Below are 20,321 nucleotides of genomic sequence, written 5' to 3'. Positions count from 1 at the left end.
GTATGTCGCCCACACCCGCCCAAGAGGCCGTCACCGTACGTACGTTCGCTCAGCGTTTCTCCGCCACCCGGCGGGGTGCCCGGCTCGCGCGCCGGCTGGCCGTGCACCAGTTGGACCAGTGGGGGCACCCGTACGGCACCCCCACCTCCGAGACCGTCGCCCTGCTCGTCGCCGAACTCGCCGCGAACGCCGTCCTGCACGGCCGCGTACCGGGAAGGGACTTCGAGCTCCGTCTGCACCACCGGGACGGCACCGTGAGGATCGAGGTCTCCGACACCCACCCCGCCCACCCGAAGCTCCCGGCCCAGGACCCCACCGCCGAGGGAGGCAGGGGCCTCCTGCTGATCGAGGCGGTAGCCACCCGCTGGGGCACCAGCCCCCGGACGGGACCGGGCAAGACGGTGTGGGCGGAGTGCGCCACCCACGCGGTCTCACCGGTTTGTAGGTAACCTTAAAGAGATGTAGGCACAATCGGCTCGAAGCGAGGCAGCGATGAGCACCATCTCCGTCCGAGAGTTCTCGTACAACCCGAGCGCGGTACTCGCCCGTGTCGAGAAGGGGGAGGCGATTCAGGTCACCCGGCACGGCAACGTGATCGCCATACTGTCCCCGGTCGGCGGGCCCATGGAGTGGTATGCGCATTTGGTGGCCCAGGGGAAGATCAAGCTCAAGCCGGTCACCGCTGCCGACAGGCACACCATGCCGCATTACGCGGTACCCGAAGACGTCGATCCCCTGGCGCTGCTTCTGGCCGAGCGCGAGGAGGACGACCGTTGATCTACATGGACACATCCGCGCTGGTCACGTGGATGACCCGCCGTAACTACTGGGAGGAGTTGGACGCCTTCCTCCAGCAGCGGATCACCGCTCCGCTCGCCACCAGCACGCTGGGCTTCGTCGAGACCGTCCGGACCCTGGATCTCATGGGGCACTTCCCGAAGGCGATGGACGATCTGGATGCCCGGATCACCGAGATCCTTCTGACCAGGGAGGTTCGTGACGGGGCGGCTCTGCTGGTCGGACGGCTCAGGACGTTGGACGCGATCCATGTGGCGAGCGCGCTGTCGCTGGGCGACGACCTGACCGCGCTGGTGACCTACGACCGCCGGATGCTGGAGGCCGCCCGAGCTGAGGGGCTGGCTGCTCACGCGCCCGGAATGACGGGCTGAGCGTCTGTAGGAATCCGACAGGAGCAGGGATGTGTCACTGTCGGTGCCCGATTGTCCGTGGTCGCGGGCGGACCGATAGGTTTCTTGGGAAGCCGCCTGTCAGGCCCGTCACCAGGGCGTCCGGGCGGATTGTCGGAACGTTGTAGACCGCTGATGAAAGGGTGATCCGTTGAGCCGCTCGGTTCTCGTCACCGGAGGCAACCGGGGCATCGGCCTCGCCATCGCCCGCGCCTTCGCCGACGCCGGCGACAAGGTCGCCATCACGTACCGCTCGGGCGAGCCCCCGGCGGGCTTCCTCGCCGTCAAGTGCGACATCACCGACGCCGAGCAGGTCGAGCAGGCGTACAAGGAGATCGAGGAGCGGCACGGCCCCGTCGAGGTCCTGATCGCCAACGCCGGCGTCACCAAGGACCAGCTTCTGATGCGCATGTCCGAGGAGGACTTCACCTCGGTCATCGACACCAACCTGACCGGCACCTTCCGGGTCGTGAAGCGGGCCAACCGGGGCATGCTGCGCGCCAAGAAGGGCCGCGTCGTACTGATCTCGTCGGTCGTCGGACTGCTGGGCTCGGCGGGTCAGGCGAACTACGCCGCGTCCAAGGCCGCGCTGGTCGGCTTCGCGCGCTCGCTCGCCCGTGAGCTGGGCTCGCGCAACATCACCTTCAACGTCGTCGCCCCCGGCTTCGTCGACACCGACATGACCAAGGCGCTCACCGACGAGCAGCGCGCGGGCATCGTGTCGCAGGTACCGCTCGGCCGGTACGCCGAGCCGGAGGAGGTGGCCGCGGCGGTGAAGTTCCTCGCCTCGGACGACGCCTCGTACATCACTGGAGCCGTCATTCCCGTTGACGGCGGACTGGGAATGGGTCACTGAACACCATGAGCGGAATTCTCGAGGGCAAGCGCATCCTGGTCACGGGTGTGCTGATGGAGTCCTCCATCGCCTTCCACGTCGCCAAGCTGGCCCAGGAGCAGGGCGCCGAGATCATCCTGACCGCGTTCCCGCGGCCCACGCTGACCGAGCGCATCGCCAAGAAGCTGCCGAAGCCGGCGAAGGTCATCGAGCTGGACGTCACCAACGAGGAGCACCTCGCGCGCCTGGCCGACATCGTCGGCGAGGAGCTGGGCGGCCTCGACGGCATCGTCCACTCCATCGGCTTCGCCCCGCAGGACGCCCTCGGCGGCAACTTCCTGAACACCCCGTTCGAGTCGGTCGCCACCGCCATGCACGTCTCCGCCTTCTCCCTGAAGTCGCTGACCATGGCCTGCCTGCCGCTGATGCAGAACGGCGGCTCGGTCGTCGGCCTCACCTTCGACGCGCAGTACGCCTGGCCGCAGTACGACTGGATGGGCCCGGCCAAGGCCGCCCTGGAGGCCACCAACCGGTACATGGCGCGCGACCTGGGCAAGCAGAACATCCGCTGCAACCTCATCTCCGCGGGCCCGATCGGCTCCATGGCCGCCAAGTCCATCCCCGGCTTCTCCGACCTGGCCGCCGTGTGGGACTCCCGCTCCCCCCTGGAGTGGGACCTCAAGGACCCCGAGCCCGCCGGCAAGGGCGTCGTCGCCCTCCTCAGCGACTGGTTCCCCAAGACCACCGGCGAGATCATCCACGTCGACGGCGGCCTCCACGCCATCGGCGCCTGACCGCTCCCGCACAGCGAGAGGCCCGTACCCCCAAGGGGGTGCGGGCCTCACCCGTTCGGATCTCCGGCCGGGCCGTCCCGGCTCCGGTGGCGCACCCTCGTAGTACGCGTCCCCTCCGCAGCCGTGGCCGAGGAGGTCCCCCTACGTGCGTCTTCCCCGCAGCCTGACCCCGGTGACCGCGGCCGCGGCACTCGTCCTCGCCCTGCCCGGCGGCATCGCCCGCGCCGGTGACGGCAAGCCGCACGCCCCCGACCTCTTCGGGGCGTCCTGCCGTATCAAGGTGGACGGGTCCGAGGTGGTGGCCCACTGCCACAACCCGTATGTGCATGTCGACCGGGTGCGGCTGCACGTCGAGTGCGCCCGCTGGTGGGACATCGACACCGACAGCGCGCCGGTGGCGGCGGGGCCCGCCATGACCGTGCGGCTGACCGGGCGGTGCTGGAAGGAGATCCGGGTGGTGTGGATCAGTCACCAGAAGGCGGGCTGAACAGCTCCGGCCGGCACTGGAAGGGGTAGCTCGCCGCCTCCGCGGCCGCCGCCCGCGCGTCGCCGGTGCGGATCGCGTCCACCAGCCGGGTGTGGTCCATGTACGCCCGCTGCTCCAGCTCGGCGCCCACGTCCGCGCGCAGCCAGTCCCGCAGCACCTCCCCGAGGTCCGCGTACATCGCCGTCATCACGTCGTTGTGCGAGGCGGACACCACGGCCAGGTGGAAGGTGGCGTCGGCCGCCACGAACGCCTCCGCCTCCCCGGCCTCCCACGCCTCCTCGCGCCGGGTCAGCAACGCGTCCAACTGCTTGAGGTCCTTCTCGGTACGCCGCTCCGCCGCCAGCTTCGCCGCCGACGACTCCAGCGTGGACCGCAGCTCCGCGATGTGCCGGGGATCGGCGTCGGCGAACCTGCGGTGCATCACCCCGGCCAGCTCACTGGTGGCCACCACATAGGTGCCGGAGCCCTGGCGGATGTCGAGAAGGCCGTTGTGCGCGAGCGCCCGTACCGCCTCGCGGACGGTGTTGCGGGCCACGCCCAACTGCTCGACCAGCTCCGGCTCGGTGGGGATGCGGGAGCCGACCGGCCACTCACCGGACGTGATCTGGGCGCGCAGCTCCGCGATGACCTGTTCGGACAGCGCCGAGCGGCGCGGGTGGCTCAGAGGCATGGCCCACCTTGGCACGTGAGTTCCGGCCCGTACCGACGGACCGGACCGGGGCGCCTCGTTCGGAGCCGGCTCCGGAATGGACAACCAATCATCCCATGATTCTATGATGGGTCTCATGGCTGAGGAGACCCGGACCGTGCGGAAGCCCGCCGTCCCCGAAGTGACCACCCCCCTGACGACCCCCGCCGCCCCGCCCGCCTGGGCCGTGCGCCTGGTGATCGTCGGCATCGTGCTGGCCGCGCTCAACCTCCGCCCGGCCATCACCAGCCTCGGCGCGCTCCTGGAGGAGGTCCGCGACGGGCTCGGCATGAGCGGCGGCGTCGCCGGACTGCTCACCTCCGTGCCCCCGCTGTGCTTCGCCCTCTTCGGCGCCACCGCGCCCCGCCTCGCCCGCCGCTTCGGCCCCGGCGCGGTGGTCTGCGCGGGCATGACCGCCATCACCGCCGGCCTGCTGATCCGCCCCTACATCGGCGGCACCGCCGGGTTCCTGGCCGCCAGCGCGCTCGCCCTGATGGGCATCGCGGTGAGCAACGTGCTGATGCCCGTCATCGTCAAGCGCTGGTTCCCCGACCGCGTGGGCTCCATGACCGGCCTGTACTCGATGGCGCTGGCCCTCGGCACCGCCGTCGCCGCCGCCGTCACCGTGCCGATGACCGGCGCCCTCGGCGGCCACTGGCAGTCCGGGCTCGCCGTCTGGGCGGTCCTCGCGGGCATCGCCGTGCTGCCCTGGCTGCCGCTGGTCCGCGAGCGGGTGCCCGCGCCGGTGCCGGCTCCCGGCGCGGAGACGGCTCCCCGGCTGCGCATCGCCCGCAGCCGCACCGCCTGGGCGCTCGCCGTCTTCTTCGGCCTCCAGGCCACCGCCGCGTACATCACCATGGGCTGGATGCCGCAGATCTTCCGCGACGCCGGTGTCCCGGCCGGGACGGCGGGCGTGCTGCTCGCGGTCACCATGGTGATGGGCGTCCCGCTGGCCTTTGTCATCCCGCGTGTGGCGAGCCGGCTGCCCCACCAGGGGCCCATCGTGCTGGTCCTGGGCGCCTGCGGTCTCGCCGGGTACGCCGGGCTCTACCTCGCGCCCGCCGCCGGGGCCTGGGCCTGGGCGGTACTGCTGGGCATCGCCAACTGCGCCTTCCCGCTCGCGCTCACCATGGTCGGCATGCGGGCCCGCACCGGTCCGGGAGTGGCCCAGTTGTCGGCGTTCGCGCAGAGCACCGGGTACCTGCTCTCCATCCCCGGCCCGCTGCTGGTCGGCGTGCTCTACCAGCGCAGCGGGGGCTGGGGCGTGCCGATCGCGCTCATGGCCGCGCTGATGCTGCCGCAGATGGCGGTCGGGTTCCTCGCCGGGCGCGACCGGACCGTGGAGGACGAGGCACGCTGAGGCGGGGGCGGCGGGCTCCGGCGCCGGGGAGGGTGGGACACTGGCCGCATGCAGCCTGTGCTCGATCCGAACCCCCAGAACGGCCAGAAGAAGATGCTGATCGTCTTCGGCTCGTTCTTCGCCATCTTCGTCGTCATCGGCATCGTCGCGATGCTGCTCGCCCCCTCCTGATCGCGGGGGTTGTCCCCCCCATCCCCTAGGGGGCGGGGATCAGGGTCAAGTGGGTGGAAGCCCGGATGGGTTGACGGCCGGTGACCGCGTAGCTTCGAGGGGTACGGGAGAGGGATTCCCGTACGGTCCGACGAGCGACGGAGGCGATCATGCCGGTACCCGCCCACACCCGGCCCCACCCCGCCGGTGCCGGTGCCCGGCTGCCCTGGTGGGCGCTGGCGCTGCCGATACTCGCGTTCGTCGCGCTGCTGCTGCTGATCATGAACCCCTCGGACGCGCACGCGGCGAGCGGCGACCCCGCGCTCGCGCACATACTGGAGCGCGCCCGGCAGCTCGTCCAGCACTGAGGCGCGGTCCCCTCCCACCGGTGAATCCGCATGTCAACTCCCTGCGCCAGGTGGCCTGTTTCATGCGAAGCTGGGTGACATGAGCGTCGCTGAACCCCGCAGGATCGTCCTCTTCCGCCATGCGAAAGCCGACTGGCCCCAGGTTTCCGACGAGGAGCGCCCCCTCGCCGACCGGGGCCGCGCGGACGCCCCGGTCGCCGGCAGCAGGCTGGCCGACACCGGGATCTCCTTCGACCTGGCCGTCTGCTCCACCGCCGTGCGCACCCGCGAGACCTGGAAACTCGCCGTGCCCGAGCTGGATCACCGGCCGAAAACGGTCTACGAGGACCGGGTCTACAACGCCTCGCCCGGCGAGCTGATCGCCGTGCTGAACGAGACCCCGGACGACGTGCGCAACGCGATCCTCATCGGCCACAACCCCGGCGTGCACCACCTCGTCGAGATCCTCGCCGGGACCGCCGAGGGCGACGCCCGCGAGCGGATGAACCGGCGCGGCTTCCCCACCTCCGCCTTCGCCGTGCTGACCTTCGACGGCGACTGGAAGGACCTGGAGCCGGGCAAGGCGACGCTGGTGGACTACTGGGCGCCCTCCGAGTGACCTGTCCGGACATGCGAGAAGGGCCCGGAGGGTTCCGGGCCCTTCTGTGCCTCGCGTCGCGCCGGCTCAGTCCTCGTCGTGCGTCTGCGCCGCCTCGACCTCTTCACGGCTGACGCCCAGCAGATAGAGCACGGTGTCCAGGAAGGGGAAGTTCACCGCCGTGTGCGCGGCCTCGCGGACCACCGGCTTGGCGTTGAAGGCCACGCCCAGACCCGCCGCGTTCAGCATGTCCAGGTCATTGGCGCCGTCACCGATCGCCACCGTCTGCGACAGCGGCACTCCCGCCTCGGCGGCGAACCGGCGCAGCAGCCGCGCCTTGCCCGCCCGGTCCACGACCTCACCGGTGACCCGGCCGGTCAGCTTCCCGTCGGCGATCTCCAGCGTGTTGGCGTGCGCGAAGTCCAGCCCCAGCCGGTCCTGGAGCGCGTCCGTGACCTGCGTGAAGCCGCCGGACACCACCCCGACCTGGTAGCCGAGCCGCTTCAGGGTGCGGATCAGGGTCCGCGCGCCCGGCGTCAGCCGGACCTCCTCGCGGACCTTGTCCACCACCGAGGCGTCCAGCCCCTTCAGCAGGGCCACCCGCGCGTGCAGCGACTGCTCGAAGTCCAGCTCCCCGCGCATCGCCGCCTCGGTCACCGCGGCGACCTCCGCCTCGCAGCCGGCGTGCGCGGCGAACAGCTCGATGACCTCGTCCTGGATCAGGGTCGAGTCCACGTCCATCACCACGAGCCGCTGCGCCCGCCGGTGCAGGCCCGCCGAGACCACGGCGATGTCGACACCGAGTGCGGAGGCGCTCGCGGCCAGCGCGGTGCGCAGGGATTCCGTCGCCACGCCGGACACCGCGAACTCCACGGCCGTCACCGGGTACTTGGCGAGCCGGAAGATACGGTCGATGTTGCCGCCGGCCTGGGCGATCCGCGCCGCGATGGCCGCCGTCGACTCGGCGGTCAGGGGGTGCCCGAGCACCGTCACCAGGGAGCGGCCGACACCGCGCGGCCGGTTGTCGCCGTGGCCCGAGATGATCTCGGCCTGCATCCTCATCGACTCGGCCCAACTGTGGACCGTCGACCGGAGGTCCCCCTCCAGCCCGTCCGCGGGCTGGGTGACCAGCGCGCACAGCACCAGCCGGCCCCGCGTCACGACCTGCTCGATGTCGACCACGTCGACCTGGAAGGCGGCCAGGGTGTCGAACAGCCCGGCCGTGATGCCCGGCCGGTCCTTCCCGAACACCTTGACGAGAAGAGTGGGGACCTCACCGGTCCGCGAAGCGACGATCTGCGAAGCGCTCATGGTCCCACCACCGTATCCGGCACCCACGACCCGCCGCCCGACAGGTCCGCCACCCGGACAGTGCCCCGGCCCGCCCCGGTCGCGGCCAAATACCCCCTCCGCACCGGTATCCGCCCCCCAACTCCCGTCCTCCCACCGGCCCGACTAACAGTTGGGCGGTCCCGCCTGGAATAGTTCCCCACGATGTTCGACATCCCTAGACTCCCCGTGTCGGGGGCAATTCGGGGGACAACTCAGTGGGGCATGGAGTGCCGGAACTCGTACTGGAAACAAACGGACGGACCTGGACGCTGGAGCCGTCCCGGTCCTATGCCCTCGGACGTGATCCGCAGGGCGACATCGTCTTCGACGACGCCAGGGTGTCGTGGCGCCACGCCACGGTCCGTTTCGACGGGCACACCTGGGTCATCGAGGACCACGGCAGCACCAACGGCACCTTCGTGCAGGGCCACCGCGTCGGCCGGACGGAACTGGGCGCCGGCACGGCCGTACACCTGGGCAACGCGACCGACGGCCCGCGGCTGAACCTGACCGCGGCCGACGCGCAGGCCGCGCCGTACGCCGCCCAGTCCGCCGCGTGGGCCCAGCAGACGCAGGCCGTACCGCAGGCCGCGCAGCCGCAGCAGCCCGCGCCGCCGCACGGCGCCGAGTGGCACAGCGGCCCGCAGCAGGCCCCGGCCTTCCCGCACCAGCAGAACGCCGCGCCGGACCTGCCGGCCCACGGGGACCGCAGCCCGACCACGTTCCACCAGTTCGCCCTCGGCCATGTGATGCGCATCGGCCGCTCGCTGGACAACGACCTCGTCGTCTCCGACCTCCAGGTCTCCCGGCACCACGCCGAGTTCCAGACGACCCCCGAGGGCCGCTTCGAGATCCGCGACCTCGGCTCGCACAACGGCACGTACGTCAACGGCCAGCCCATCGCCAAGGGCGGCACCGCGGTCCTCGGCCCGGACGACATCGTCGGCGTCGGCCACTCCGCCTTCCGTATCGTCGGCGACCGGCTGGAGGAGTTCGTCGACACCGGCGAGGTGTCCTTCTCCGCCCGTCACCTCACCGTCACGGTCGACGGCGGCAAGCAGATCCTGCGGGACGTCTCCTTCGGCGCCCCCGAGAAGTCCCTGATCGCGGTCATCGGCCCGTCCGGCTCCGGCAAGTCCACCCTGCTCAAGGCGCTCACCGGCTACCGCCCCGCCAACGAGGGCGAGGTGCTCTACGACAACCGGAACCTGTACAAGCAGTTCGCCGAGCTGCGCCAGCGCATCGGCCTGGTCCCGCAGGACGACATCCTGCACAAGGAGCTGACCGTCCGGAAGGCGCTGAAGTACGCGGCCAAGCTGCGCTTCCCCGCCGACACCACCCCCACCGAGCGCGACGCCCGCATCGACGAGGTGCTGCGCGAGCTGAAGCTCGACATCCACAAGGACAAGAAGGTCACCTCGCTGTCCGGCGGCCAGCGCAAGCGCGTCTCGGTCGCCCTGGAGCTGCTGACCAAGCCCTCGCTGATCTTCCTGGACGAGCCGACCTCCGGTCTGGACCCGGGCATGGACCGCGACGTCATGCAGTTGCTGCGCGGTCTCGCCGACGACGGCCGCACCGTCCTCGTCGTCACCCACTCCGTCGCCGAGCTGGCGCTCTGCGACAAGCTGCTGGTGATGGCGCCGGGCGGCGCGGTGGCCTACTTCGGCCCGCCGGAGGAGGCGCTGAACTTCTTCGGCTACGACACCTGGGCCGACGTCTTCTCCGCCTTCGAGAACTACCGCGACTACGACTGGGCGGGCCGCTGGAAGGGCTCGCAGCACTACCAGATGTACGCCGCCGACCTGGACGCCGTCGCGGCCCAGTCCGTCACCGCGCCCCCGCCGCAGGCGGTCAAGCCGCCGAAGCCGCAGAGCTGGGGCTCGCAGTTGCTGACGCTGGTCCGGCGCTACGTGGCGGTCATCGGCTCCGACAAGGGCTTCCTGGCGCTCACGGTGATCCTGCCGGCCGTGCTGGGCGCGGTCAGCCTGCTGATCGACCACGAGAAGGGGCTGCTGGTCAACCCGCTCAACCCCAGAACCGGCCTGCACGTGCCCAACGGCACGGCGACGACGGTCCTGCTGATCCTCGCGGTCGGCGCCTGCTTCGCGGGCGCGGCGAACTCGGTCCGCGAGCTGATCAAGGAGCGGGTGATCTACGAGAGGGAGCGCGCGACCGGCCTGTCCCGCTCGGCCTACCTGATGTCCAAGGTGGTCGTGCTGGGCGCCGTCACGGTGCTCCAGGGCCTCATGGTGGGCCTGATCGGCTTCGCCAGCCGGGAGATCCCGGACCGGGGCCTCGTCCTGGGTGGCTCGACGCTCATCGAGCTGTGTCTGCCGATCATGGCGCTGGGCTTCACGTCGATGATGTTCGGCCTGGTCATCTCGTCGCTGGTGCGCACCGCGGAGAAGACCATGCCGCTGCTGGTGATGTTCGCGATCATCCAGGTCGTGTTCACGGGCTGCCTGTTCACCCTGCACGGCACACCGGGTGTGAACGAGTTCTCGTACCTGATGCCGTCCCGCTGGGCGGTGGCCGCGGCCGGCACCACGCTGGACTTCAACAACATCGCGCCGAACACCGACGACCCGACCAGCACCGACCCGCTGTGGGACCACTCGGCGGCGGCCTGGAGCCTGGACATGGCCGTACTGATCGCGCTCGGCGTGGCCTGCGGCTTCCTCGTCTCGCGCTTCCTGCGGCGGCACGAGCCCGAGGTCATGCGCAAGTAGCGGCGCTCGCTCCCCGAGAAGTCACGTGAAGGGCGGCACCCCGTTCGGGTGCCGCCCTTCCGCGTCGTCTCAGAGGTCCGCGCCGACCTCAGTACGCGCTGTTGACGTTGTCGATCGTGCCGTACCGGTGCGCCGCGTAGTTGGCGGCGGCGGTGATGTTGGCGACCGGGTCGTAGATGTCCCAGGAGGTGCCCTTCACGTGGTACGTGGAGAACGTCGGCGGGATCACCTGGAGCAGACCCTTGGACGGGACGCCGTTGATGGCGTTGATGTCCCAGCCGTTGATGGCGCGGGGGTTGCCGGAGGACTCCCGCATGATGTTCTTGTGCAGGCCGTGGTAGCTGCCCGGGATGCCCTTGGCGTGCATGATGTCGAGCGACTCGCGGATCCAGCCGTCGAGGTTGTTCTTGTAGGTCTTCGCGGCGACCGTCTCCATCTGGGGACGCGTCGCGGACCGGTCGGCGGCCTTCTTGGCGGAGCGCGACTCGGCGGCCTTGCGCTCGGCGGCGGCCTTCTTCGCGGCGTCGGCGGCCTTCTGCTTGGCCTCGATGGAGTCGAGCTTGACCTTGTCGCTCGTCAGCGGGCTGCTGAGCGTGGCGTGCAGGTCGCGGGTCTGCGTCTGCTCGGCGGCCACCTGCTTGGTGGCCACGGCCGGGGTGCCACCGGCCACGGTCGTCGCGCCGCCGGGGACGGCGGACAGGGCGATGGCGGCGGCACCGAGGGTGCTGACACCCGCGATGGCGATCTTGTGCTGCTTGTTCAGCGCGGAGAACTTCTCGAGCGGGCGACTGAGACGACGATTCAGGATGTTCTTGGGCATGGCTTGATGGACCTCTTCGTTAGCGCGGAGGTCGCTCTCGCGTCCGCCGGGGAAATCGGTTCCTCCAGCACGAACGCCGCGGGGTGAACCGCGGCGCTGAGCGACATGAGCAATTCTTAGCGGCCGCAAAATGTCCTGGCAATGATGTGACGTACGAAGCCAGGTAGTGGATCAGGTCCACGTAAAACAGGACAGACCAGCCCATCCACCCCGTTCATCCAGGGGTGCTCTGTCTCCTATGTCCGTTCGTAAGTGATGTGCGCCCTATGCGCGGGCTCACACCGGTACGAGCCCGATGTCACGTCGCGCTCAGAGAACGCTTCTCTGCGTTAGCAAACTCTCCGGACACCCTGATGTCTGTGCGTGCCCGCCCGCCCGCGCGCGCGTTGTACCTCCTCGTCACCCCTCCCGGCGCCACGCCGGTACCGTGAGGGCATGCACCCAGGTCCCCGGTCCGGTCTCGCCGTGGTGAGCGCCGCGCTGCTGGCCATGAGCAGGCATCTGGAGGTGCGCGACGTCCTCAAGACGATCGTCGCCTCCGCCCGCGAACTGCTCGACGCCCAGTACGCGGCCCTCGGCGTCCCGGACGACCACGGGGGCTTCGCCCAGTTCGTCGTGGACGGCGTCAGCGACGCCCGGTGGAAGGCCATCGGCCCGCTGCCCCGCCAGCACGGCATCCTCGCCGCGATGCTCCGCGAGGGCCGCCCGGTCCGCCTCGGCGACGTGCGCGAGGACCCCCGCTTCGAGGGCTGGCCGGATGCCCACCCCGAACTCGCCGACTTCCTGGGCCTGCCCGTCCGCGACGGCGACGAGATCATCGGAGCCCTGTTCCTCGCCAACAAGAACTGCCCCCGGCCGCAAGGCGGTTGCGGCTTCACCGCCGAGGACGAGGACCTGCTCGGCATCCTCGCCCAGCACGCCGCCATCGCCCTCACCAACGCCCGCCTCTACGAACGCAGCCGCGAGCTGACCATCGCCGAGGAACGCTCCCGCCTCGCCCATGAACTCCACGACGCCGTCAGCCAGAAGCTGTTCTCCCTGCGCCTGACCGCCCAGGCCGCCACCGCCCTCGTGGACCGTGACCCCGCCCGCGCCAAGGACGAACTCCACCAGGTCGCCGCCCTCGCCGCCGAAGCCGCCGACGAACTGCGCGCCGCCGTCGTCGAGTTGCGCCCCGCCGCCCTGGACGAGGACGGCCTGCTCGCCACCCTGCGCACCCAGATCCAGGTACTCGACCGCGCCCACACCGCCCGCGTCACCTTCACCGGCCACGGCCTGCGCGCCCTGCCCGCCGCCCAGGAGGAGGCCCTGCTGCGCGTCGCCCAGGAAGCCCTGCACAACTCCCTGCGCCACTCCGGCGCGGAGAAGGTGCATGTGGAGGTGGAGCGGCGCGGCCGGGGAGCCGTCCTCCGCGTCACCGACGACGGCCGCGGCTTCGACCCCACCGCCGTCCGCCGCGCCGGCCGCCACCTCGGCCTCGTCTCCATGCGGGACCGGGCCGACGGCGTGGGCGGCACACTCACCGTGGAATCGGCGCCCGGCAAGGGCGCCGCGATCGAGATGGAGGTACCCGGTGGCTGAGCCGATCAGGGTGCTGCTCGTCGACGACCACCAGGTCGTCCGCCGTGGACTGCGCACCTTCCTGGAGGTGCAGGACGACATCGAGGTCGTCGGTGAGGCCGCCGACGGCGCCGAAGGGGTCGCCCGCGCCGAGGAACTGCGGCCCGCCGTGATCCTGATGGACGTCCTCATGCCGGGCACCGACGGCATCGACGCCCTGCGCAGGCTCCGCGAACGCGGCAACCCCGCCCGCGTACTGATCGTCACCAGCTTCACCGAGCGCCGCACCGTCGTACCGGCCCTGCGCGCGGGCGCCGCCGGGTACGTCTACAAGGACGTCGACCCCGACGCGCTCGCCGCCGCCATCCGCTCCGTGCACGCCGGGCACATCCTGCTCCAGCCCGAGGTCGCCGACGCCCTGCTCACCCAGGAAGGGACCAACTCGGGCCAGGACAGGGGCGGTTCACTCACCGAGCGGGAACGCGAGGTGCTCGGCCTCATCGCCGACGGCCGCTCCAACCGGGAGATAGCCCGCGCCCTGGTCCTCTCCGAGAAGACCGTCAAGACGCATGTCTCCAACATCCTGATGAAACTCGACCTCGCCGACCGCACCCAGGCCGCCCTGTGGGCCGTACGCCACGGCGCGACCGACTGAGCCGGGGCGCCGAACCGGCACGTCAGCGCCGCTCCCGCTCCTCCACCACCGAGTTGTAGGCCGCCACCCGCGCCCGCCGCGCCGTCCGCTCCACCGGGCGCAGCGCCTCCGCGCGGGCCCCCATCTCCGAGGCGCTCACCGCCCCGCCATGACCCCGCTCCTCGGCCAGCGAGACCAGCAGCCCCACCCGCCCCGCCAGCTCCAACACCCGTGCCGCACGCGGCGGATACCCCGGCGCCAGCACCTCCCCGTCCCGCTCGGAGCGCGCCCGGTACGCGTCGATCGCCGCCGCGGCCACCGGCCCCGACCCGGCCACGTCCAGCCGGGACAGCACCTCGGTGGCCTCCCGCAGCGCCTCCGCCAGCTCCCGCTCCGCCTCACCGAGGGAGGGCACGTCGGCCGGCGGCGCCTGCCGCACCGGGAGCACGTGCCACACCACCTCCACGTGCACATCGCCCGCCGGGCCCGCCTCGGTGACCTCCGGCACCAGCCCGAAGGCGGCTCCCGTGCACACCACCGCCTCCCCGGCGGCCAGCGCCCGCGCGTTGAAGTCCGGCGGCCCGCTCAGCCCCAGCGGATGCCCCGGCGCGGGCAGCGCCACCCGCAGCCCGGTCACCCCGAGCGCCCGCAGCCGGCCCAGCGCCAACGTGAGACCCACCACCCCGTTCTCTCCGGGCAGTCCGGCCACCCGGTGCACCGCGTCGTCACCGACAGCGGCGAGTACGGCGTCATCCGGCGAGACAAGTCCGGCCAACAGGGCATTTCCCCAAGCGGCAAGGCGTCCTGAACGCGGTTCCGTGAGCATGCCCCCACCCTAAGGACCGGACCGATGGAATGGAGCGGGGCACTCGTGGCGTAGATTTCATATGGGCTGCGCCCATCGGCGCGGCGGACCGAGCCACAGGCGTACGCGACAGCCGAGACCGGCCACAACGCAAGGGGAGACAACGCGCTCATGAGCGATGTTCTGGAGCTTCAGGACGTATCCGTGGTCCGTGAGGGCCGGGCTCTGGTGGACCAGGTCTCCTGGTCGGTCAAGGAGGGCGAGCGCTGGGTCATCCTCGGCCCCAACGGCGCCGGCAAGACCACCCTCCTGAACGTCGCGTCCAGCTACCCCTTCCCCACCAAGGGCACCGCCACCATCCTCGGCGACACCCTCGGCAAGGTCGACGTCTTCGACCTGCGCCCCCGCATCGGCATGGCCGGCATCGCCATGGCGGAGAAGCTCTCCAAGGGCCAGACCGTCCTCCAGACCGTCCTCACCGCCGCCTACGGCATGACCGCCGGCTGGCAGGAGGAGTACGAGGACGTCGACGAGCAGCGCGCCCGCGCCTTCCTCGACCGCCTCGGCATGAGCGACTTCCTCGACCGCCGCTTCGGCACCCTCTCCGAGGGCGAGCGCAAGCGCACCCTGATCGCCCGCGCCCTGATGACCGACCCCGAGCTGCTGCTCCTGGACGAGCCCGCCGCCGGGCTCGACCTCGGCGGCCGCGAGGACCTCGTCCGCCGCCTCGGCCGGCTCGCCCGCGACCCCATCGCGCCCTCCATGATCATGGTCACCCACCACGTCGAGGAGATCGCCCCCGGCTTCACCCACGTCCTCATGATCCGCCAGGGCAAGGTGCTCGCCGCCGGACCCATCGAGCTGGAACTCACCTCCCGCAACCTCTCCCGCTGCTTTGGCCTCCCGCTCGTCGTCGAGCAGGCCGGCGAGCGCTGGACCGCGCGCGGCCTCCCGCTGGGCTGACCCGGCCGGACCGCCCCATTCGGCCACCACCGGTCCGTCCGCACCCTGTCGGCGGCCCGGCCCCCGGACCTACCATGACCGGGTGAACGCCATAGACGCGTGGGTGTGGTGGCTCGTGGTCGCCGTGGCCCTCGGAATCCCGCTCGTCGTCACCGCCATGCCCGAGTTCGGCATGCTCGCCGTCGGAGCCGTGGTCGCCGCGGGCGCGGCCGGACTCGGCTTCGGCGTCGTCGTCCAGGTCCTCGCCTTCGTCATCGTCTCCGTCGCGCTCATCGCCGTGGTCCGCCCCATCGCGGCCCGCCACAGCAGCCGGCGCCCCCATCTGCCCACCGGCATCGACGCGTTGAAGGGCAGGCAGGCCGTCGTCCTCGAACGGGTCGACGGCTCCGGCGGACGCGTCAAGCTCGCCGGGGAGATCTGGTCCGCCCGCGCCCTCGACACCGCCCGCGCCTACGACGTCGGCGAGGAAGTAGACGTCGTCGACATCGAGGGAGCCACCGCGCTCGTCATCTGACCTCGCACGACTCAACTGCACCGAACAGCACACGACTTGCCGGACGGTCTGTCAGACTCGACCGGAAAGATCTTTCACAGCCACGGCATCCGCCGCGCGCACCGAAGCGGAGAGGGGATACGGGGAACACGATGGAACCGGTCATCATCGTCCTGGTCATTCTGGTGGTGTTGGTCTTCATCGCCCTGATCAAGACCATCCAGGTCATCCCACAGGCCAGCGCCGCCATCGTCGAGCGCTTCGGCCGCTACACGCGCACCCTGAACGCGGGCCTCAACATCGTCGTCCCGTTCATCGACACCATCCGCAACCGCATCGACCTGCGCGAACAGGTCGTACCGTTCCCGCCCCAGCCGGTGATCACCCAGGACAACCTGGTGGTCAACATCGACACCGTCATCTACTACCAGGTCACCGACGCCCGAGCCGCCACCTACGAGGTCGCCAGCTACATCCAGGCGATCGAGCAGCTCACCGTCACCACGCTGCGCAACATCATCGGCGGCATGGACCTGGAACGGACCCTCACCTCCCGCGAGGAGATCAACGCGGCCCTGCGCGGCGTCCTCGACGAGGCCACCGGCAAGTGGGGCATCCGCGTCAACCGCGTCGAGCTGAAGGCCATCGAGCCGCCCACCTCCATCCAGGACTCGATGGAGAAGCAGATGCGCGCCGACCGAGACAAGCGCGCCGCCATCCTCACCGCGGAGGGAACCCGGCAGGCCGCCATCCTCACCGCCGAGGGCGAGAAGCAGTCCCAGATCCTGCGCGCCGAGGGTGAGGCCAAGGCCGCGGCCCTCCGCGCCGAGGGCGAGGCCCAGGCCGTACGCACGGTATTCGAGGCCATCCACGCGGGCGACCCGGACCAGAAGCTCCTCTCCTACCAGTACCTCCAGATGCTCCCGAAGATCGCCGAGGGCGACGCCAACAAGCTCTGGATCGTCCCCAGCGAGATCGGCGACGCCCTCAAGGGCCTCTCCGGCGCCATGGGCAACTTCGGCAACTTCGGCGGAGGCGGGGGCGGCGGCGCGGTACCCCAGCAGAACAAGGGCACGGCCACCGGCACCGACCGCCGCGAGCGGCCGACCATCGACTGACCGGCCACGGCACCCGGCCACGACAAGGGGCCCGCTCTCCCGGCAAGGGAGAGCGGGCCCCACGGTCATGCACGACCGTCACGCACGGCCTACGCGGCCGCGGGCGGCGCCAGCCACTCCGGCAGCGCCGCGAAGTCGTCCGACCCCAGCGCCAGCAGCATCGCGTCCGCCGGAGTCGGCTCGAACGGCTGCCGCAGCAACGGCATCCCCGCCTGCAGCGGCGTCCGGTCCGCCTTGCGGTGATTGTCCTCCGCGCAGGACGCCACCGTGTTCAGCCAGGAGTCCGCACCCCCCTGCGCCCGCGGCACCACATGGTCCACCGTGGTCGCCGCCCGCCCGCAGTACGCGCAGCGGTGCCGGTCCCGCACCAGCACACCCCGCCGCGACCATGGCGCTTGTCTTCGGAACGGCACCCTTACGTATCTGCACAGCCGGATCACCCTCGGCGCCGGCATGTCCACCGCCGTGCCGCGCATCCGCAGCCCGGTGTGCGCCTGCTCCACCACCGCCTTGTCCTGGAGCACCAGCACGACGGCACGGTTCACCGTCACCGTCGACAGCGGCTCGAAACTCGCGTTCAGGACCAACGTGCCACGCATCCCGCCCACCTCCCGTGCGCCTGTCCGCACCCCCGGCGGACCTGGATCAACTCTGGACGGACGCATCGAGATGGACAACGAAATAAAAAGCGCCCGCCCCTGATCAATTCCAAGACCAGGGGCGGGCAAACACCGAAAGGGCACTCAGCCCCGCGCGGGAATCTCGTACTCCCCGATGAGCTGGGCACGGGCCAGCGCGTGGAAGCGCAAGTTGAAGCCGACGACCGCCGGAGTGGCGTCCGCGCCGATCCCCAGCTTCTCCTCGTCCACCGCGTACACCGTGAACACATACCGGTGCGGACCGTCGCCGGGCGGCGGGGCCGCGCCGACGAAGCCAGGGTCGCCGTAGTCGTTGCGCGCCTGGATCGCGCCCTTGGGCAGCTCGGCGAAGTCGCCGCTGCCCGCGCCCGCCGGCAGCTCCGTCACCGAGGCCGGGATGTCGAAGACCACCCAGTGCCAGAATCCGCTGCCGGTCGGCGCGTCCGGGTCGTAGCACGTGACGGCGAAGCTCTTGGTCTCCGCCGGGAAGCCGGACCAGCTCAGCTCCGGGGAGGTGTTCCCCTCCGACTGCACCTGGGCGTCCTTCAGCCTCCCGCCCTCGGTGAGATCCTCGCTCGTCACCGTGAACGACGGCACGGGCGGATGGAAGTCATGGGGGAGCGGCCGCCGCTTGAGCTCGGTCACGTCGATACCTCCTGCTGATCGTTCCGTTCGTGACTTCCGAGCCTAGGGCCTTTCCTCCGGATCAGGCCGGCTCGGGCCGACGGCGCCATTTCGGCTGGCCAGACCCCGCGACCCCGGCAAGATCCGGAGGACAGGTCCTAGAACCAGTTCCGCTTGCTTCCGACTTCGGACAGCCACTGGTTGAGGTAACCGGCCCAGTCGGTGGTGTGGAAGTCGTGCAGGCCCACCTGGAAGGAGCGGAAGGTGTCCGAGCCCTCGCTGAACAGACCCGGCTTCTTGTCCATCTCCAGCACGACGTCCATCGCGTTCTCGTCGGCCACGAAGCTGATCTCGACCTGGTTCAGCCCCCGGTACTGCGACGGCGGGTGGAACTCGATCTCCTGGTAGAAGGGGAGCCGCTGCCGGGTGCCCCGGATGTGGCCCCGCTCCATGTCGGCGTTCTTGAAGCGGAAGCCGAGCTGGATGAAGGCGTCCAGCAGCGCCTTCTGCGCGGGCAGCGGGTGCACCCGGATCGGGTCCAGGTCGGAGGAGTCCACCGCGCGGGCGATCTGCAGCTCGGTCGTCACCCCGATGTGCATCCCGCGCAGCTCCTGCCCGTCGATCACCGTGACGGGGGTCTCCCAGGGGATCTCCAGCCCGAACGGCACCGCGTGCACCGCCCCGGCCTGCAGCTCGAAGGCCCCGCCGAGGCTCACCTTGGCGAACTCGACGTCCTGCTTGTACTCCTGGTCGCCGCTCTCCACCTCGACCCGCGCCTGGAGGCCCACGGACAGACCCTCGATGTTCTGGTTGACCGAGCCGCCCTGAATCCGGACCTCACCCTGGACGACGCCACCGGGCACCACGTTGACCTCGGTCAGCACCGTCTCGACGGAGGCACCCCCGGCCCCCAGGCTCGCGAGCAGCTTCTTGAACGCCATTGACTCTCCCTTTACGAATGGACCCTCGACCGTACAAACGCGAGCGGGCCGCAACCGGTTCCGCCGGGACCGCGACGCGGCTGCACTACCCTCGGAGGGCATGATCACGCCCCCGGACCGTACGCCACTGCCACGGGCCTTCTTCGACCGTCCCGTACTGGAGGTCGCCCCCGACCTCCTCGGCCGCCTCGTCATCCGCACGACCCCCGACGGTCCGATAGCCCTCCGCCTCACGGAGGTGGAGGCGTACGACGGCCCGAACGACCCCGGCTCGCACGCCTACCGAGGCCGCACCCCCCGCAACGACGTGATGTTCGGTCCCCCCGGCCATGTGTACGTCTACTTCACCTACGGCATGTGGCACTGCATGAACCTCGTCTGCGGCCCCGAGGGCACCGCGAGCGGTGTGCTGCTGCGCGCCGGCGAGATCGTCGAGGGTGCCGAGCTGACCCGCGAGCGCCGGCTTTCGGCCCGCAACGACAAGGAACTGGCCAAGGGCCCGGCCCGGCTCGCGACCGCCCTGGACGTCGACCGCTCCCTCGACGGCACCGACGCCTGCGCCGCGGGGGAGACGCCGATCCGCGTCCTCACGGGCACGCCCGTCCCGCCCGAGCAGGTACGCAGCGGCCCGCGCACCGGAGTGGCCGGCGACGGCGGGGTCCACCCGTGGCGCTTCTGGGTGGCGGACGACCCCACCGTGAGCCCCTATCGGGCCCATGTCCCGAGACGCAGGTCACGTTGACTCGCCCTGGGAAGGTGCGTAATGTAGCCCGAGTCGCTTGAACCGGGTACGGCATTCGCCTGCAGCCGGAAGCGGCCACCCACTACCTACGACTTCCCCTGGCGGGGATGATTTCGGCGTGCCCGCACGTCTGAATTCGACTCCGCGAGACTCGATTATGAGTAACAGCGGAGATCGGCTAACGTAGTGAATGTCGAAAGGCCGAACGGCGAAAGCCGAAAAGCCCAAGGCAATCCCACTCCGACTGGGAATCAGACGCCGAAAGGATCTGATAGAGTCGGAAACACCGAAGGGAAGCCTGGAGGAAAGCCCGAGAGGGTGAGTACAAAGGAAGCGACCGTTCCTTGAGAACTCAACAGCGTGCTAAAAGTCAACGCCAGGTATGTTGATAACCCCGTCTCCAGTCAACGACTGGGACGAGGTTCCTTTGAAAAAACACAGCGAGGACGCTGTGAACCACCGGACTATTCCTCCGG

At 70.5% G+C, this 20,321-nt stretch carries 24 protein-coding genes; 17 read left to right on the top strand and 7 right to left on the bottom strand.

What is annotated here, in order from left to right:
- Positions 1-2: 2 nt before the first annotated feature.
- The 6 genes from ACZ3HQ_RS28175 (at position 3) to ACZ3HQ_RS28150 (ending at position 3,303) form a co-directional block, all read left to right on the top strand.
- Positions 3-449: an ATP-binding protein gene (locus ACZ3HQ_RS28175; RefSeq protein ID WP_467515159.1), complete on the top strand. Its 447-nt coding sequence runs from the start codon at positions 3-5 to the stop codon at positions 447-449.
- A 43-nt stretch (positions 450-492) separates the two neighbouring features.
- Positions 493-777: a type II toxin-antitoxin system Phd/YefM family antitoxin gene (locus ACZ3HQ_RS28170; RefSeq protein WP_467515158.1), complete on the top strand. Its 285-nt coding sequence runs from the start codon at positions 493-495 to the stop codon at positions 775-777.
- 5 nt (positions 778-782) lie between these two features.
- A complete protein-coding gene (locus ACZ3HQ_RS28165; RefSeq protein ID WP_467515156.1) occupies positions 783-1,169 on the top strand; it encodes a type II toxin-antitoxin system VapC family toxin in 387 nt (128 codons plus the stop codon).
- A gap of 169 nt (positions 1,170-1,338) precedes the next feature.
- Positions 1,339-2,043: a 3-oxoacyl-[acyl-carrier-protein] reductase gene (gene fabG, locus ACZ3HQ_RS28160; protein WP_364934084.1), complete on the top strand. Its 705-nt coding sequence runs from the start codon at positions 1,339-1,341 to the stop codon at positions 2,041-2,043.
- A gap of 5 nt (positions 2,044-2,048) precedes the next feature.
- The gene (fabI, locus tag ACZ3HQ_RS28155; protein WP_350754672.1) at positions 2,049-2,816 is read left to right on the top strand and encodes an enoyl-ACP reductase FabI; all 768 of its coding nucleotides are present in this window, start codon (positions 2,049-2,051) and stop codon (positions 2,814-2,816) included.
- A 145-nt stretch (positions 2,817-2,961) separates the two neighbouring features.
- The gene (locus ACZ3HQ_RS28150; RefSeq protein WP_467515154.1) at positions 2,962-3,303 is read left to right on the top strand and encodes a hypothetical protein; all 342 of its coding nucleotides are present in this window, start codon (positions 2,962-2,964) and stop codon (positions 3,301-3,303) included.
- On the opposite strand, the gene ACZ3HQ_RS28145 is transcribed toward ACZ3HQ_RS28150, so the two are convergent.
- Positions 3,281-3,973, bottom strand: coding sequence for a FadR/GntR family transcriptional regulator (locus ACZ3HQ_RS28145; RefSeq protein WP_467515153.1), 693 nt, complete (start codon positions 3,971-3,973; stop codon positions 3,281-3,283). The two genes, ACZ3HQ_RS28150 and ACZ3HQ_RS28145, sit on opposite strands and share 23 nt — an antisense overlap.
- A 103-nt stretch (positions 3,974-4,076) precedes the next feature.
- Between ACZ3HQ_RS28145 and ACZ3HQ_RS28140 the strand changes: the two genes are divergently transcribed.
- The 4 genes from ACZ3HQ_RS28140 to ACZ3HQ_RS28125 all read left to right on the top strand — a co-directional run bounded on the left by ACZ3HQ_RS28140 (position 4,077) and on the right by ACZ3HQ_RS28125 (position 6,467).
- Positions 4,077-5,351, top strand: a complete 1,275-nt coding sequence (locus ACZ3HQ_RS28140) for a CynX/NimT family MFS transporter (protein ID WP_467515151.1) — start codon at positions 4,077-4,079, stop codon at positions 5,349-5,351.
- A gap of 48 nt (positions 5,352-5,399) precedes the next feature.
- Entirely contained in the window at positions 5,400-5,522 is a 123-nt protein-coding gene (locus tag ACZ3HQ_RS28135) for an SGM_5486 family transporter-associated protein (protein ID WP_267881280.1), read from the top strand.
- Between the two features lie 149 nt (positions 5,523-5,671).
- Positions 5,672-5,869 carry a hypothetical protein gene (locus ACZ3HQ_RS28130; RefSeq protein WP_467515150.1) on the top strand — a complete coding sequence of 66 codons (198 nt, stop codon included), beginning with the start codon at positions 5,672-5,674 and terminating at the stop codon, positions 5,867-5,869.
- Positions 5,870-5,948: 79 nt separating this feature from the next.
- Positions 5,949-6,467, top strand: coding sequence for a SixA phosphatase family protein (locus ACZ3HQ_RS28125; protein ID WP_467515148.1), 519 nt, complete (start codon positions 5,949-5,951; stop codon positions 6,465-6,467).
- Positions 6,468-6,533: 66 nt separating this feature from the next.
- Here the strand turns inward: ACZ3HQ_RS28125 and serB are convergent, their stop codons facing one another.
- On the bottom strand, positions 6,534-7,757 hold the full coding sequence (gene serB, locus ACZ3HQ_RS28120; protein ID WP_467515146.1) for a phosphoserine phosphatase SerB: 1,224 nt from the start codon (positions 7,755-7,757) through the stop codon (positions 6,534-6,536).
- A gap of 248 nt (positions 7,758-8,005) precedes the next feature.
- Here serB and ACZ3HQ_RS28115 point away from each other — a divergent pair, with 248 nt between their 5' ends.
- Complete coding sequence (locus ACZ3HQ_RS28115) at positions 8,006-10,507, top strand: ABC transporter ATP-binding protein/permease (protein WP_467515145.1); 2,502 nt, start codon at positions 8,006-8,008, stop codon at positions 10,505-10,507.
- Positions 10,508-10,595: 88 nt separating this feature from the next.
- Here the strand turns inward: ACZ3HQ_RS28115 and ACZ3HQ_RS28110 are convergent, their stop codons facing one another.
- On the bottom strand, positions 10,596-11,327 hold the full coding sequence (locus ACZ3HQ_RS28110) for a transglycosylase SLT domain-containing protein (RefSeq protein ID WP_467515143.1): 732 nt from the start codon (positions 11,325-11,327) through the stop codon (positions 10,596-10,598).
- A gap of 435 nt (positions 11,328-11,762) precedes the next feature.
- Between ACZ3HQ_RS28110 and ACZ3HQ_RS28105 the strand changes: the two genes are divergently transcribed.
- The gene (locus ACZ3HQ_RS28105) at positions 11,763-12,908 is read left to right on the top strand and encodes a GAF domain-containing sensor histidine kinase (protein ID WP_467515142.1); all 1,146 of its coding nucleotides are present in this window, start codon (positions 11,763-11,765) and stop codon (positions 12,906-12,908) included.
- Positions 12,901-13,542: a response regulator gene (locus tag ACZ3HQ_RS28100; protein WP_467515140.1), complete on the top strand. Its 642-nt coding sequence runs from the start codon at positions 12,901-12,903 to the stop codon at positions 13,540-13,542. Before ACZ3HQ_RS28105 ends, ACZ3HQ_RS28100 begins: the two co-directional genes overlap by 8 nt.
- 22 nt (positions 13,543-13,564) lie before the next feature.
- Here the strand turns inward: ACZ3HQ_RS28100 and ACZ3HQ_RS28095 are convergent, their stop codons facing one another.
- Complete coding sequence (locus tag ACZ3HQ_RS28095) at positions 13,565-14,347, bottom strand: hypothetical protein (RefSeq protein WP_467515138.1); 783 nt, start codon at positions 14,345-14,347, stop codon at positions 13,565-13,567.
- 150 nt (positions 14,348-14,497) lie between these two features.
- On the opposite strand from ACZ3HQ_RS28095, the gene ACZ3HQ_RS28090 reads away from it, so the two are divergent.
- The 3 genes from ACZ3HQ_RS28090 to ACZ3HQ_RS28080 all read left to right on the top strand — a co-directional run bounded on the left by ACZ3HQ_RS28090 (position 14,498) and on the right by ACZ3HQ_RS28080 (position 16,900).
- Complete coding sequence (locus ACZ3HQ_RS28090; protein ID WP_467515137.1) at positions 14,498-15,289, top strand: ABC transporter ATP-binding protein; 792 nt, start codon at positions 14,498-14,500, stop codon at positions 15,287-15,289.
- 82 nt (positions 15,290-15,371) lie between these two features.
- A complete protein-coding gene (locus ACZ3HQ_RS28085) occupies positions 15,372-15,803 on the top strand; it encodes an NfeD family protein (RefSeq protein WP_467515135.1) in 432 nt (143 codons plus the stop codon).
- Positions 15,804-15,934: 131 nt separating this feature from the next.
- A complete protein-coding gene (locus ACZ3HQ_RS28080; protein WP_161191085.1) occupies positions 15,935-16,900 on the top strand; it encodes an SPFH domain-containing protein in 966 nt (321 codons plus the stop codon).
- An 89-nt stretch (positions 16,901-16,989) separates the two neighbouring features.
- Here the strand turns inward: ACZ3HQ_RS28080 and ACZ3HQ_RS28075 are convergent, their stop codons facing one another.
- The 3 genes from ACZ3HQ_RS28075 to ACZ3HQ_RS28065 form a co-directional block, all read right to left on the bottom strand.
- A complete protein-coding gene (locus tag ACZ3HQ_RS28075) occupies positions 16,990-17,499 on the bottom strand; it encodes an HNH endonuclease (protein WP_467515133.1) in 510 nt (169 codons plus the stop codon).
- 144 nt (positions 17,500-17,643) lie between these two features.
- The gene (locus tag ACZ3HQ_RS28070) at positions 17,644-18,183 is read right to left on the bottom strand and encodes a YbhB/YbcL family Raf kinase inhibitor-like protein (RefSeq protein ID WP_467515132.1); all 540 of its coding nucleotides are present in this window, start codon (positions 18,181-18,183) and stop codon (positions 17,644-17,646) included.
- A gap of 137 nt (positions 18,184-18,320) precedes the next feature.
- Entirely contained in the window at positions 18,321-19,103 is a 783-nt protein-coding gene (locus ACZ3HQ_RS28065) for a sporulation protein (RefSeq protein ID WP_467515130.1), read from the bottom strand.
- A gap of 100 nt (positions 19,104-19,203) precedes the next feature.
- Between ACZ3HQ_RS28065 and ACZ3HQ_RS28060 the strand changes: the two genes are divergently transcribed.
- The gene (locus ACZ3HQ_RS28060) at positions 19,204-19,845 is read left to right on the top strand and encodes a DNA-3-methyladenine glycosylase (protein ID WP_467515128.1); all 642 of its coding nucleotides are present in this window, start codon (positions 19,204-19,206) and stop codon (positions 19,843-19,845) included.
- Positions 19,846-20,321 lie beyond the last annotated feature (476 nt).

This window comes from Streptomyces sp. NPDC018263 (genome assembly GCF_055562575.1).
This window is presented reverse-complemented; position numbering and strand designations above follow the sequence as displayed.

Excerpts from the sequence above, each read along its gene's own strand:
- fabI (WP_350754672.1), top strand. The coding sequence starts at position 2,049 with ATGAGCGGAATTCTCGAGGGCAAGCGCATCCTGGTCACGGGTGTGCTG.
- serB (WP_467515146.1), bottom strand. The coding sequence starts at position 7,757 with ATGAGCGCTTCGCAGATCGTCGCTTCGCGGACCGGTGAGGTCCCCACT.
- ACZ3HQ_RS28135 (WP_267881280.1), top strand. The coding sequence starts at position 5,400 with ATGCAGCCTGTGCTCGATCCGAACCCCCAGAACGGCCAGAAGAAGATG.
- ACZ3HQ_RS28095 (WP_467515138.1), bottom strand. The coding sequence starts at position 14,347 with ATGCTCACGGAACCGCGTTCAGGACGCCTTGCCGCTTGGGGAAATGCC.
- ACZ3HQ_RS28175 (WP_467515159.1), top strand. The coding sequence starts at position 3 with ATGTCGCCCACACCCGCCCAAGAGGCCGTCACCGTACGTACGTTCGCT.
- ACZ3HQ_RS28125 (WP_467515148.1), top strand. The coding sequence starts at position 5,949 with ATGAGCGTCGCTGAACCCCGCAGGATCGTCCTCTTCCGCCATGCGAAA.
- ACZ3HQ_RS28080 (WP_161191085.1), top strand. The coding sequence starts at position 15,935 with ATGGAACCGGTCATCATCGTCCTGGTCATTCTGGTGGTGTTGGTCTTC.
- ACZ3HQ_RS28140 (WP_467515151.1), top strand. The coding sequence starts at position 4,077 with ATGATGGGTCTCATGGCTGAGGAGACCCGGACCGTGCGGAAGCCCGCC.
- ACZ3HQ_RS28075 (WP_467515133.1), bottom strand. The coding sequence starts at position 17,499 with ATGCGTGGCACGTTGGTCCTGAACGCGAGTTTCGAGCCGCTGTCGACG.
- ACZ3HQ_RS28060 (WP_467515128.1), top strand. The coding sequence starts at position 19,204 with ATGATCACGCCCCCGGACCGTACGCCACTGCCACGGGCCTTCTTCGAC.
- ACZ3HQ_RS28065 (WP_467515130.1), bottom strand. The coding sequence starts at position 19,103 with ATGGCGTTCAAGAAGCTGCTCGCGAGCCTGGGGGCCGGGGGTGCCTCC.
- ACZ3HQ_RS28170 (WP_467515158.1), top strand. The coding sequence starts at position 493 with ATGAGCACCATCTCCGTCCGAGAGTTCTCGTACAACCCGAGCGCGGTA.
- ACZ3HQ_RS28165 (WP_467515156.1), top strand. The coding sequence starts at position 783 with ATGGACACATCCGCGCTGGTCACGTGGATGACCCGCCGTAACTACTGG.
- ACZ3HQ_RS28130 (WP_467515150.1), top strand. The coding sequence starts at position 5,672 with ATGCCGGTACCCGCCCACACCCGGCCCCACCCCGCCGGTGCCGGTGCC.
- ACZ3HQ_RS28090 (WP_467515137.1), top strand. The coding sequence starts at position 14,498 with ATGAGCGATGTTCTGGAGCTTCAGGACGTATCCGTGGTCCGTGAGGGC.
- ACZ3HQ_RS28110 (WP_467515143.1), bottom strand. The coding sequence starts at position 11,327 with ATGCCCAAGAACATCCTGAATCGTCGTCTCAGTCGCCCGCTCGAGAAG.
- ACZ3HQ_RS28105 (WP_467515142.1), top strand. The coding sequence starts at position 11,763 with ATGCACCCAGGTCCCCGGTCCGGTCTCGCCGTGGTGAGCGCCGCGCTG.
- ACZ3HQ_RS28145 (WP_467515153.1), bottom strand. The coding sequence starts at position 3,973 with ATGCCTCTGAGCCACCCGCGCCGCTCGGCGCTGTCCGAACAGGTCATC.